This is a genomic window from Wolbachia endosymbiont (group A) of Sphaerophoria taeniata, assembly GCF_947250735.1.
Classification (GTDB): domain Bacteria; phylum Pseudomonadota; class Alphaproteobacteria; order Rickettsiales; family Anaplasmataceae; genus Wolbachia.
Genome location: NZ_OX366344.1, coordinates 729,051 through 741,652 on the forward strand (window position 1 = coordinate 729,051; position 12,602 = coordinate 741,652).

The following is a 12,602-nucleotide window of genomic DNA, read 5'->3' on the forward strand; positions in this document are numbered from 1 at the left end:
AACTGCAGATAAACATATCTTACAAATCTGAATTACTTCAACTATATGTGTAACCAGACTGCATTCTATGATTTTTAGCAAAACATGATCTTTCATTTGAGCTTTCTTCAATTTAAAATAAATACAGAAAATTGCTGCCTATAGCTAAACTGACTTAGATTTACCGACAATTTGAAAAACCGTCATTCCGCTACTAGTTAGCGCCGTGGCGGCATGACGATAACCTCGTCATCCCGCTACTTGTTAGCGGGATCTATGCTAAGAGATACCGCGGCAGCATAGCTATAGCTATCTTCAAAAATATGGTTGAATAATTGTTAATAATAGTGTATAATTATTAATATTTTCAAGCATTTTTGCCATGGCTCTTTCAAAATTTCTCGATCCTCGCAATGATTTGTGTTTCAAAAAAATCTTTGGAACGGAAAAAAATAAGAATATCCTGATCCACTTTTTGAACGATATTTTAGGGTTTACTGAGATAAATGCAATACAAGAAGTTGAGTTTCTTAGCACTATTATGGATCCCGAAGTTGCCTCTGATAAACAAAGTATTGTTGATGTTCTCTGCAAGGATTCTCACGGAAATAGATATATAGCAGAAATGCAGCTCGCTAGAGACAAGGGCTTCGAAAAACGCGCTCAATTATATGCCGCTAAAGCCTACTCAAGACAATTAGATAAATCTGGCAACTACATTGATTTAAAGAAAGTCTTCTTTATTGCTATATCAAATTGTAACTTACTTCCTGAAGAAGTTGATTATATTTCTACTCACAATATACGTGATATAAAAACTAACGGCCATTACTTAAAAGATTTTCAATTTATCTTTATAGAATTGCCCAAATTTTCAAAAAGTAAAGTAGAGCAGTTAGAAAGTATAGTAGAAAGGTGGTGTTTCTTTTTTAAATACGCAGAAGAAACAACAGAAGAGGACTTAAAAGAGATAGCAGAAAAAGCGCCAATAATAAAGCTAGCATATGATGAATTAGACAAGTTTCGTTGGAACGAAAAAGATTTAGTAGCTTACGAAGAAAGAATAATGGATCTACGGAAAGAAGAAGCCATTCTTGAATACAGACTTGATCTTGCTGAAGAGAAAGGTATACAAAAAGGTATAGAGAAAGGAAAAATTGAAGGGAAAATTGAAGTCGCAAAAGCAATGCTGGCTAATAATGTTGATGTCAACACTATTGTCAAGTTTACTGGCCTTTCTATTAGTGAGATTGAAGAATTAAGCGGAAATCTGTGAACGGTTACCTATATGTTTTTGCTGGCAAAAATTCTCTAATGGTCTTAAATAAAACTTTCAGTGAGTGATTGTCAGACATGTTGTGCTCTGCTGATTTCATCAAGTATACTTCAACATCGGTTGACTTAATTTTTTCAGCTAAATTCAATGAAGTTTGATAAGGAACATCTTTATCATTAATGCTATGCAATAAGCGCACAGGACAGTTTATATCTATTGCTTCTCTGTTTAAAAGAAGGTTCTTTCTGCCATCTTCGATCAAATTTTTAGTTATTTTGTATGTACAATGCTCTGAAGTAAAATCTATTACACCTTTAGAACCTAGTTCTTCTTTTTGCTTGCCTGACAATTGCTTGAATATCAAATCTTCAGTAAAATCAGGAGCAGACGATATGCCGATTAATGCTGCAATTTTTTCTGGAAATTGAAGGGCAATGAGCAGCATCAGCCATCCTCCCATACTTGAACCTATAATTATTTGTTTATCGCTAGTTAATTCACTTATCACTTTAGCACAATTTTCTTGCCAATCACTTATCGTGTAATCAATAAAATCACCACTTGAATGACCGTGACCAAAATAATCAAATAGCACAAGTGCTATCTCGTTTTCTTGGCAAAATTTGTAAATAGCAGTTGCTTTAGTTCCATCCATATTAGATGCAAATCCACCGAAAAAAACTACAGAAGCTTTCTTTCCTTGTAGCTTTCGATATGCTATGTGACCATTATTTCCATCATTACAATAATCCATACTACTTTGGCAAAGCAACCGGGTTATCACTCAATTGACGCAAATAACTAACTAGATCTGCAATTTCTTGTGGATTGGAAATACCTGCAAATGCCATACGCGTACCTTTTATATAGGCTTTTGGGTTCTTTAAGAAAGCAAATAGCTCCTCATACCCCCATTTTCCACCTCTTTCAAGCACTGCTTTTGAGTAATTGAATGAGTTACCAAGATGAGCCTTTTTGTTTCCAACTACGTTCCATAAGTTTGGTCCTACTTTATTCATTCCACCTTTCTCAAAACTATGGCAGGCTATACATTTCTTCGCTGCTGACTTGCCTTTTTCAAAGCTAGCATTCTGCATGAGCGCTCCAATATCGAGCGCCACTTGCTCGATTTTTTGCTGGAACTCATTGTTACCAGCAGCTACTATCGTTTGGTGTTCAATCTTATATTCCTCTGGACTATACAGCATATCAACTACGTTGCTGACTATCATAATGATTAGCCCAGAAAGTAAAATCGATGCTGCAATCTTATTAAGCTCCATAGTTAATTTTTATCAATTAATGTTGCTTAAATTATGCAAATATTTTCGCAAATAGCAACCAATTACCTTGAAGCTCGCTAAAGATGAGAGTCTCTAGCTATAAATATTAAGGAATTTACCAAACAAAAAAAAGGCAAAAGAAGCCCAGTGGTTATTATCCGCTTTAAAATATTGGCGTTTTTTATGTTTTAAACGCTTGACAAGCGAAATTCAGCTGCTTTTAATTGCAACTAACCTACGCTGCAAATGTTTAAGAAATTTACTAAGCAGAAAAAAAGACAAAGAATCTCCGAGTTAGCTAGTCTTTTACTATCTTTGTCGAGTATTGGCATTTTTTGATGTCTTGTAACGCTTTGTAAGCGCGTTCAGCTTATTTAGATAAAAATCTAGATGTAGATGAAGTTTTGTAAAGACATACAGTATCTATATACTGCAAAAAATTGAACATAAGACGCCGATACATTAAGTAATCCTTACCTTTTAATCTGCAGATTGGCGAAAGCAAATACAATAGCTTCACTGTCATGATAAGGGGACTGGCGGAGTTTGTCAAGTGGTTTTTGTAGCTCTCATGGTTTTTGGATTCTAACGTCACACGCTGGGATGATACCAGTTGTTACTCAAACAACAGTTATGCAAGAGATCTGATTACATCTAAGCTAACAATGGACCACTAGATATATTACTAACTACGTTGACCTGACTCAATATTTTATTAGTGGGATTGAAATAATTTTCTATAAATTCCTTATATATAGCTGTTAATTTATGTATATCATTTACTAATATGCATTCGTTTATCTGATGTGCGGTTTTGTTGATTATACCAAATTCAATCACTGGACAAACATCTTTGATAAACGCAGCGTCAGATGTGCCACCACTTGTGCTCAGCACAGCATCAATACTGGTAACTTTATTTATCGCATCAAGCATAATATCAGTATTTCTATCAGGAGTAGAGAGGAAAACGTCCCTGCTGCTATGCATAGAAAGTTTATAATCGTTAGTTACACTGGAGCATATTTCATCAATCAGCTTATATAAGCCGTCAGGTGTTTGTGTATCGTTATATCGAATGTTAAAACGTGTAGTTGCTGAACTAGGTATTAGATTGCTAGTATTATTTCCAACATCGATAGTAGTAACTTCGAAATGTGAAGGCTGAAAATATTTATTACCATGATCAAAAGTAGTATTTTTTACCTTACTCAATATCGATGTTACCTTATATATTGGATTATCTGCTAGGTCTGGGTAGGCAACGTGTCCTTGTTTTCCATGGCAAATTAATTCAAATGTTACAGAACCTCTTCTGCCTATTTTTATGGTATCACCTAATTTCTCACTACTGGTTGGTTCGGCAACTACACAAAAATCTATCTTTTTTTGCTTACTTTTCATCCATTCCAAAACTGCCTTTGTTCCATATTCTTCCGTGCTTTCTTCAGCACTGGTAATCAATGCACTTATCGAACCATTAAATTGAAACTTTTCTGCAATTAAATTTGCCATAGCAGCAATAAATGCAGCTATTCCGCTTTTCATATCAGCTGCTCCTCTTCCATATAGCATTCCATCTCTAACTTCTGGATTAAATGGACCAAATGCCCAATCTTTTAACTGACCCGGTGGTACAACATCAACATGCCCAGCAAAGCACAAATTTGGTACTCCATTTATATATTTCGCATAAAGATTTTTAACTTTAGTTCCATCATCACCAAATTCTAAAATCTCACAGTCAAAGCCACTTTTCTTGAAGATTGTTGCTATATGCTCTATTGCCCCGCCGTCCCTTGGTGTTATACTCTCAAAAGAGATCAATTTCTTAGTTAGCTCTACAGGGTCAATTTTCATGTCAATCTTAAAATACTTATATTGCTATATTGTAAACACTCTATGCACTATTTAAAACAAATATTACATCAAGCCGAACAAACTTTTCTAAGGGAAGTAATAACAGATTACCACCTTGCTGATGATATCTATAAAATATGCACACGACACGGAAATGACATCTTTCTAGTTGCAGATGAAAATACAGCAAAACTTTTAAACAAAAACGTATTTAATAAAATTTCTCACTTAATTATCCCGAGCAATACCATTAGGCCTCTTGCAAAACCTCATATCATTTCGGATGCTCCCTACATTTTATCATCCCAGTCCTTCGAGACTGGGATCCAGGAAAAAAAATCAGCGTCACGCGCTGGAATGACACCAACCATGGGTACTAATCTTTCACTTGCCTCTCTTGAAACCATAAATCTAGTTAGAAACAAAGCAAAAGACAGTGACTTAATAGTTGCATTTGGTAGCGGCACCGTTAACGACATCTGCAAATATGCAAGCTACCTCGAGAAAAAAGATTATATATCGTTCCCAACAGCCGCTTCCATGAATGGATATACATCCGCAAATGCTTCAATATTAGTAAATGGATACAAAAAATCGTTCAAAGCACATCTTCCAAGAGCGATATATATAGATATAGACATACTTACCAATGCACCACTGCGCCTCACATTAAGCGGATTTGCAGATTTCATTTGCCGTTCGACAGTTCAGGCTGACTGGCTACTATCTCATTTGTTGCTTGGCACAGAATACAATGAATTACCTTTTACACTTGTTCGCGATTTGGAGCAAATTTTGCTAAGAGAGTATACGGCGCTTACTAAAAGAAGTAGAAAAGTGGTCCTATTACTTATGGAAGTTCTACTAATTTCAGGACTTGGAATGGTAATATCAAAAGGCAGCTATTCTGCAAGCCAAGGAGAGCATATGATAGCTCACGCAATGGAAATGGTAACAAGAGATCATTCCTCACTACATGGCGAAAAAATTGCTGTTACGACGATTACCATGGCTAATTTGCAGGAAAAGATATTATCAATACAAAACCCGATTATCAACCCGACCACTTTAGATGTAAAACATATAACTCAGTGCTTTGATAATATCGAATTTGTAAGAACTTTTGAACAGAAGCAAATTATGCAGCAAAAAATCCAAGAGATTATTTGTAAAGAATGGACTAATATTTCCAATTTAATTAAGCAAAATTTACTACCTGCAAAATACCTGCAAAAAATATTTGAAGATCTATCAATTCCGCACTTACCAGAGCACCTCAGTTGGAATAAAAAACAATATTGTAAAGTGGTCGATCTTGCGTTTGCAACAAGAGATAGATTCACCTTTCTTGACTTAGCTAATTGCATAGAAGAAAGTTAAGTTTTGTAGTGAAATTCTATCATTTAAAGAGATCATAGGCCAAAAGCTAAACCCTTTTCACAATCTCTTATCCATTTTCCTCTAAACTATACACCTAAGTGGATATACAACTGAACGTAACCATTCCAAGTAGCTGACACTGGGTCGCACTACTTCACCAATAGCACTATCTTGCTAAACATAGTTTAGTTCGAGTGGCTGAGGAGGGACTTGAACCCCCGACCAAGAGATTATGATCCTCCTGCTCTACCAACTGAGCTACTCAGCCTAATTGAAAACCTTGCTATATATGTGACCTACATGCTTTGTATAATATTTCAAATCAAACAAAGATTCAAGTTTTTCCGAGTTAATAACCTTAAGTAAAGGTTTATCTTGTTTCAATTCGGCCAGAAAATCACTGTTGTTTTGTTTCACTTTCATTGCATTGCTCTGAACAATTTTATACGCCTCTTCCCTCGCCAAACCACTATTTACTAACTCAAGCAATACACGCTGTGAGAAAACTAAACCTTTTGAAGAATTTAAGTTCTTTTCAATGTTTTCCTTATTGATTACCAATTTATCTATCAAATCTGTTAATCGCACTAAAGCAAAATCCATTGTTATACAAGCATCAGGAGCAATGCATCTTTCCACAGACGAGTGTGATATATCACGTTCGTGCCACAATGCAACATTTTCTAACGCAGGAAAAACATAACTGCGTATTAAACGTGAGAGTCCCGTCAGATTTTCACTTAAAATAGGATTACATTTGTGTGGCATAGCAGAGCTTCCCTTCTGCCCAATGGAAAAATGCTCAGAAATTTCGCCGATTTCAGTTCTTTGCAAATGACGAATTTCAATTGCAATATTTTCTATTGAGCTTGCAATCACTCCCAAAACCGAAAAGAACATGGCATGTCTATCACGAGGAATGACTTGAGACGATATGGTTTCAGGTATGAGTCCCATTTCTTTTGCTACATACTCTTCAACAAACGGATCAACATTTGCAAAATTACCTACTGCACCTGATATTTTACAAATTGAGATCTCTTTTTGCGCGCTAATTAATCTCTGATAATTGCGTTTAAATTCAGCATAAAATCTAGCAAATTTTAATCCAAGAGTTGTTGGTTCTGCATGCATTCCATGACTGCGCCCAACACAAACAATATCTTTATAGTCCTCAGCTTTTTTTTTCAATACTGCAAGTAAATTTTTTAGATTCCCGAGTAAAATATCACATGACTCTTTCAACTGCACCGCAAGGCATGTATCCAAAACATCAGAACTTGTCATTCCATAGTGGAGATAACGAACATCAACTCCCGCTTTTTCAGCAACATATGTCAGAAAAGCTATAACATCATGTTTTACAATGGATTCAATTTCGTTGATACGTTCAATATCAAATTCAATAGCACCAGAGAGCTTCTGAGCAACACTATTTGGAATCACTCCTAACTCTGCTTGAGCTTCACACGCTAATTTTTCTATTTTAAGCCATATATTAAATTTATTATTTTCCTCCCAAATGGAAGACATTTCTTTTTGGCTATAGCGCGGGATCATTAAATGACCCCCGTCTTATCTTTGAACATGCTAGATCCCAGTGTCACGCACTGGGATGACAGAAAAAAAAGGCACTGGAATGACAGGAATAGTTGATATATTTTATTCACTGCTATTTGTTATTTGTATCTTCTTGCTCCACTGCTTCACCTTCTTGTTGCTCAGACTTCTGATTTTGCAACTTTACTTGCCTTAATTCATGCGCATCTGTTTCGGATTTCACGACGTATATAGTAATTGGTACTACTACTTCACTATGTAATTCTACGTTTACTTGGTATTCACCCAAGTTTTTGATGCTTATTCCACCAAAAGATAAACTACGATGATCTATCGCATGTCCTTCTTGTAGTAAAACTTTCGCAATTTCACGTGTTGTTACAGAACCAAAAATTTTACCATCCTCTGAAGCTTGCTTTATCAATACCACAAACTTATCATTTAGTGACAATGCAAGCTCTTTTGCTACATTTAATCTTTTTATATTCTCTTCTTCCAGTAATAAACGTTGCTCCTCTAGCTTTGTTAAATTTTCCTTGGTAGCTTTCACCGCTTTTCTTTGTGGAAAAAGAAAATTACGTGCATAACCTGGTTTAACTTTGACAACTTCACCAAGCTTACCTAAAGTCCTTATATTTTCCTTTAAAATTATCAACATAAATTACCTAAACTTTTTTAGTACAGTAAGGAACAAGAGCCAAAAAACGTGCCCTTATGATCGCTAAGCGTAACTTCCTTTGTTTTTTTGCACATACGCCTGTTAACCTTCTAGGTAATATCCTACCATAGTCAGAGGTAAACTTGGATAATAAATCTGTATTCTTATAATCTATGTCTTCATCTTTAGACGTAGCAAGAGGGCAAACTTTAGAACGCCTAAAGCCAGTCCTATTATTTACAGATACATAGGAATTATTAAAACTATTTCGTCTTTTCATCATTATGCGTTTTGCTCCTCAATTTGTTTATTCATCATATAAGATTTACCTTCAAAAAATTTATCAACCTGCACAGACAAGTGGCGAATAACGTTCTCATTAAGTTTCATTCTACGCACAAATTCATCCAGAATGTTTGCAGTAGAACTTATGCACATTATACAATAATGACCGCTCTTCATCTTATTTATTGGATATGCAAAATCCAAAAGACCCCAATGTTCATACTTGATTAATCCCGATGCTTCAATGTTTTCCAAAAGCATCTCCAATGCTTTGCTCGATTGAGTTGGACCGTTTATTCTAAAATCTTTCAAAATATCTTGAAAAATCTTTATTAGATGTTCTGAAATATTTCTCTTCAAAGCATTTACTGCATTATGTATAAACGCACTTTTAGTAATTTGCTCACTGCCTCCTAGAAATTTTATAAAATCTTGCGTTATTCCTAAATCTTTTAGGTCATCTTTCAACTCTTTATCGATTTTTGACTTCACTTCTTTCAAATTTGAAAGATCTTCTTCCAATTCAACCCATAAAATTTTTGTAAGATCTTCCAAGAAATCAGAGTAAGCAACTAGACCTTCTTTAATGTTTTCAGCACGCGTTTCTAACTCTTGTTTTGTAAGCGTACTATTTTGCCTTTCCATAAGACTCTTGATCTTCTGGAAAATAACATCTGCTTTAATATTTTTCAATGAAACAGCTAGCTCTTGGACCATCTCCTCTACTTCTTGCTGTAATAATCCTTGTTGTGCTATAAAAGTAAATTCATAAAGATTCACTATATCTTCCTTTAATACCGATTAAATATTTCATTATATAAAGCTTTTTTATATAAGCAAGTTATTTGTATTAATTTCTACGCCTTTAATCCAGCTTAAGTTAGATATTTCATAAATAACTTGAGGAGCAATTGAGTATGCACCTGGTAATAAGATGCTCACTTTATGTTTTTCGAGAAGAAGTTTTAGCATTATTTTGGTTCTGCCTTTATCTTTCAATATTGCATTTAATTCCATAGCGGCTTTTTGCGAATCCGTGCACTCAGTAGTGAGAACTAATTCCTTTATTGTAGAAGCGATTCTTTTTGTAAACTCAGATATATCCTTGCCTGCTAATCTTGTCGTATTTTCCGAAGCTTCAAGATCAATTATCACAAATGTTCCTGGTGAAAATAAATCTCTTTTTTCTTCTATTATTTCATTATTATAAAATGCTATTTCAGAAACGTTATGGGGATCAGAAAGTGTGAGTATAAGAAACCTTCCACGCTCTGAAGTTCTCATACGTGCATTTAATATTACCCCAGCAGTTTTTGCTGTTCTATTTTCTCCGATAAACCCAATATTTAACTTTTCCAGAAGAATTCTAAATTTTTCAAGTGGATGATTAGTTAAATAAAATCCTAGTGAAAATAACTCATGCTCTAATTTTTCCTCTTCATCAAAATCTTCCACATTCTCAAATTTCGGTTTGAGGACATCAAGACTACCAAACAAAGCAGCTTGACTTGATTCCCTATCCTGTTTGTTTTTATTTGCAAAGTAAATCAGCATGTCCATTGACTCATATAGCTGCTTTCTGTTCTTATGCACGCTATCGAATGCCCCGGATTTAATTAGGCTTTCTAGCGCTCTCTTATTTATTATATGACCTGAATTTTGAATGAATTCCCATATGTCCTTATAAGCGCTTGAACGTATGTTCACTATTCCTTCTGCTATAGAAAAACCAACATTCCTCAAGGCAGCAATACCATAACGTATGCACTCACCCTCTATTGAGAATTCAGCTTGAGACTTGTTTATATCAGGTGGAAGAACGGTAACGCCACTAAACTTTGCTGCATGATAAAATAAATTCAGTTTATCTCTATCATCAATATTTAGATTCATTAGTGCTGTAAAAAATTCTAATGGATAATTAGCTTTAAGGTAAGCCGTTTGATAAGATATAACCGCATATGCAGCTGCGTGAGATTTATTAAATCCATAACCAGCAAATTTTGCAACAAGGTCAAAGATATAACTTGCCCTGTCATAATCAACGCCATTCTTTGTTGCCCCTTGGATGAAAAGTTCACGTTGTTTATCCATCTCTTCCTTAATTTTCTTACCCATAGCACGTCTCAGCAAATCTGCTTCTGCAAGACTATATCCAGAGAGAATACGGGCTATTTCCATCACCTGCTCCTGGTAGATTATTACCCCAAATGTTTCTTTTAACACTCCTTCAAGTAACGGATGAATATAATCTGGCTTTTCAAGTCCATGCTTTCTTGCAACATAAGTTGGAATGTTATCCATAGGTCCTGGACGATAAAGGGAAATTAAAGCGATAATATCTTCAATGCAATCTGGCTTTAATTTGATTAAAGCTTCTCTCATTCCCGAACTTTCAAGCTGGAACACTCCAATTGAATCACCGCTAGAGAGCATCTCATAGGTTTTTTGATCATTCAAAGGAACTGAGGAAATATCGATCTTTTTTTCATCACGATTAATTAAACGACATACATGATCTATTAGTGTTAGCGTACCAAGTCCAAGAAAATCAAATTTTATTAACCCAGCTTTCTCCACATATTTCATGCTGTATTGAGTGATTGGCAGAGCCGAATTTGGATCGTAGTACACAGGAACAAAATTTTCCAACTTTTGATCACATATTACAATTCCAGCAGCATGAGTTGAAACGTGACGATATATTCCTTCAAGCTTTAGTGATATATCAAGAAGCTTTGCAATTACCTCATCACTATCCCGTTCTTTCTGCAGGTTTTGATCAAGCTCTATCGCTTGCGATAAAGTTACAGGATTTACTGGATTAAATGGAACCATTTTAGATATTTTATCCACTTGAGAGTAAGGCATTTGCAATACTCTACCAACATCACGCAATACTGCCCTTGCTTGCAATTTTCCAAAAGTGATTATTTGAGCAACATAACCGTACTTTTTCTGAACATAATCAATAACCAGGTCCCTTTTCTCTTGGCAGAAATCGATATCAAAGTCAGGCATTGATACACGATCGGGATTTAAAAACCTTTCAAATATTAGGCCAAACTTTATTGGATCAAGGTCTGTAATCTGTAAGCTCCAAGCAACAATTGATCCAGCACCAGAGCCTCTTCCTGGACCAACTGGAATGCCATTTGCTTTGCTCCAGCGGATAAAGTCAGAAACTATTAGAAAGTAACCAGCATAGTTCATTGAAGTGATTACACTTAGTTCATAATCTAACCTGTCGTAGTATTGCTTGAAATCGATATCATGTTGTGTGTCATCATCTGGTTTGGTGTCATTCCAGCGCGTGACGCTGGAATCTCTCTGGATCCCAGTATCAAGTACTGGGATGACAGTGGAGGGTGTTCTGGTGACAGAAGAGGATTTTGCAATACGCAGCTTTAATCCTGCAACTGCCTGCTCCCTCAGTTCTTCATTCTCAGTTTTATTTTCTCGACAAGGAAATTTAGGCAAGATAGGCTGCCTGCTTCTTGGCATGTAAGAGCACCGCTTAGCTATCACTAAAGTGTTATGAATTGCTTCGGGAATGTCGCTGAACAGTTCCTCCATTTCTGCCACAGATTTGAAGTAATGCTCGGTAGTTAACTTCTTTCTGTTATTCTCCAGGGCATAACTCCCCTCCGATATGCACGTTAATATGTCATAAGCCTCATAATCAGACCTATTTGGAAAAAACACATCGTTCGTTGCAACCAGTGGTACATTGTGCTGATAAGCAAAATCTATTAAAGCTTCTTCAAGCTCTAGCTCTTTATTCAGCCCATGACGCTGCAATTCAACATATAAATGACCATCGAATGCTGAAAGCAGTTTTTCAACCGTTTCTTTATCTTGCCCCAACAATAGTTGAGCCAAACATCCACCGGTTAAAGCGATCAGACCCATACTTAAATTCAATAGCTCATCAAAATCAACGTAAGGAATATCGCTGTTATTCTTGCGCTTTTTAAAAGACTCACTCACCAAAGTGACTAAATTAGTGTACCCTTGCTCATTTTTTGCAAGCAATAATATAGGTAAATTTTGTTCTGAATGTTTAACTATAATATTGCATCCTATTATTAGCTGTATTCCCCTACTTGCTGCATATTCTGAAAATTCGAGCGAGCCAAACAAGTTGCCTGAATCAGTAATTGCAACCGCTGGCATTTTATTTCGCAAACAAAGGCCTATCAGCTCCTCAATTTTAACCGAGCTTTCAAGCAGCGAATAAACACTATGAACACGTAAGTGTATGAACATAAAAAACTTTAGATCAACAAAAAAGGATAACATTAATTTACCCATGAGAACA

Annotated in this window: 10 protein-coding genes and 1 tRNA gene; 2 read left to right on the forward strand and 9 right to left on the reverse strand. The window is 35.6% G+C overall.

The window, feature by feature from the left end; all coding sequences use genetic code 11:
- Positions 1 to 361 precede the first annotated feature (361 nt).
- A complete protein-coding gene (locus OOK84_RS03650; RefSeq protein ID WP_264731013.1) occupies positions 362 to 1,255 on the forward strand; it encodes an Rpn family recombination-promoting nuclease/putative transposase in 894 nt (297 codons plus the stop codon).
- A 4-nt stretch (positions 1,256 to 1,259) separates the two neighbouring features.
- Here OOK84_RS03650 and OOK84_RS03655 read toward each other — a convergent pair whose 3' ends face one another.
- From OOK84_RS03655 to dapE, 3 genes are all read right to left on the reverse strand, one after another.
- Positions 1,260 to 2,009 (reverse strand): alpha/beta hydrolase, encoded by a 750-nt coding sequence (locus OOK84_RS03655; RefSeq protein ID WP_264731015.1) that lies wholly within the window; start codon positions 2,007 to 2,009, stop codon positions 1,260 to 1,262.
- Between the two features lies 1 nt (position 2,010).
- Entirely contained in the window at positions 2,011 to 2,538 is a 528-nt protein-coding gene (locus OOK84_RS03660; RefSeq protein WP_253309627.1) for a c-type cytochrome, read from the reverse strand.
- Positions 2,539 to 3,192: 654 nt separating this feature from the next.
- Positions 3,193 to 4,398 carry a succinyl-diaminopimelate desuccinylase gene (dapE, locus tag OOK84_RS03665; RefSeq protein WP_264731017.1) on the reverse strand — a complete coding sequence of 402 codons (1,206 nt, stop codon included), beginning with the start codon at positions 4,396 to 4,398 and terminating at the stop codon, positions 3,193 to 3,195.
- A 42-nt stretch (positions 4,399 to 4,440) separates the two neighbouring features.
- Here dapE and OOK84_RS03670 point away from each other — a divergent pair, with 42 nt between their 5' ends.
- Positions 4,441 to 5,778, forward strand: a complete 1,338-nt coding sequence (locus OOK84_RS03670; RefSeq protein ID WP_264731019.1) for an iron-containing alcohol dehydrogenase — start codon at positions 4,441 to 4,443, stop codon at positions 5,776 to 5,778.
- 195 nt (positions 5,779 to 5,973) lie between these two features.
- Here the strand turns inward: OOK84_RS03670 and OOK84_RS03675 are convergent.
- The 6 genes from OOK84_RS03675 to dnaE all read right to left on the reverse strand — a co-directional run bounded on the left by OOK84_RS03675 (position 5,974) and on the right by dnaE (position 12,550).
- Positions 5,974 to 6,046 (reverse strand) — tRNA-Met (locus OOK84_RS03675).
- Positions 6,046 to 7,338, reverse strand: coding sequence for an adenylosuccinate lyase (purB, locus tag OOK84_RS03680; RefSeq protein ID WP_253309630.1), 1,293 nt, complete (start codon positions 7,336 to 7,338; stop codon positions 6,046 to 6,048). The genes OOK84_RS03675 and purB overlap by 1 nt, the downstream gene beginning before the upstream one ends.
- Before the next feature lie 112 nt (positions 7,339 to 7,450).
- Positions 7,451 to 7,996, reverse strand: coding sequence for a 50S ribosomal protein L9 (gene rplI / locus OOK84_RS03685; RefSeq protein ID WP_264731021.1), 546 nt, complete (start codon positions 7,994 to 7,996; stop codon positions 7,451 to 7,453).
- Between the two features lie 7 nt (positions 7,997 to 8,003).
- On the reverse strand, positions 8,004 to 8,279 hold the full coding sequence (gene rpsR / locus OOK84_RS03690) for a 30S ribosomal protein S18 (RefSeq protein WP_064125330.1): 276 nt from the start codon (positions 8,277 to 8,279) through the stop codon (positions 8,004 to 8,006).
- Positions 8,279 to 9,061: a 30S ribosomal protein S6 gene (rpsF, locus tag OOK84_RS03695; RefSeq protein ID WP_264731023.1), complete on the reverse strand. Its 783-nt coding sequence runs from the start codon at positions 9,059 to 9,061 to the stop codon at positions 8,279 to 8,281. Before rpsF ends, rpsR begins: the two co-directional genes overlap by 1 nt.
- A gap of 48 nt (positions 9,062 to 9,109) precedes the next feature.
- On the reverse strand, positions 9,110 to 12,550 hold the full coding sequence (dnaE, locus tag OOK84_RS03700) for a DNA polymerase III subunit alpha (protein WP_264732563.1): 3,441 nt from the start codon (positions 12,548 to 12,550) through the stop codon (positions 9,110 to 9,112).
- Between the last annotated feature and the right edge of the window lie 52 nt (positions 12,551 to 12,602).

What these genes read in the sequence shown, in the direction of transcription:
- OOK84_RS03650 (WP_264731013.1), top strand. Translation starts at nt 362, where the DNA reads ATGGCTCTTTCAAAATTTCTCGATCCTCGCAATGATTTGTGTTTCAAA.
- OOK84_RS03655 (WP_264731015.1), bottom strand. Translation starts at nt 2,009, where the DNA reads ATGGATTATTGTAATGATGGAAATAATGGTCACATAGCATATCGAAAG.
- OOK84_RS03660 (WP_253309627.1), bottom strand. Translation starts at nt 2,538, where the DNA reads ATGGAGCTTAATAAGATTGCAGCATCGATTTTACTTTCTGGGCTAATC.
- dapE (WP_264731017.1), bottom strand. Translation starts at nt 4,398, where the DNA reads ATGAAAATTGACCCTGTAGAGCTAACTAAGAAATTGATCTCTTTTGAG.
- OOK84_RS03670 (WP_264731019.1), top strand. Translation starts at nt 4,441, where the DNA reads ATGCACTATTTAAAACAAATATTACATCAAGCCGAACAAACTTTTCTA.
- purB (WP_253309630.1), bottom strand. Translation starts at nt 7,338, where the DNA reads ATGATCCCGCGCTATAGCCAAAAAGAAATGTCTTCCATTTGGGAGGAA.
- rplI (WP_264731021.1), bottom strand. Translation starts at nt 7,996, where the DNA reads ATGTTGATAATTTTAAAGGAAAATATAAGGACTTTAGGTAAGCTTGGT.
- rpsR (WP_064125330.1), bottom strand. Translation starts at nt 8,279, where the DNA reads ATGATGAAAAGACGAAATAGTTTTAATAATTCCTATGTATCTGTAAAT.
- dnaE (WP_264732563.1), bottom strand. Translation starts at nt 12,550, where the DNA reads ATGTTCATACACTTACGTGTTCATAGTGTTTATTCGCTGCTTGAAAGC.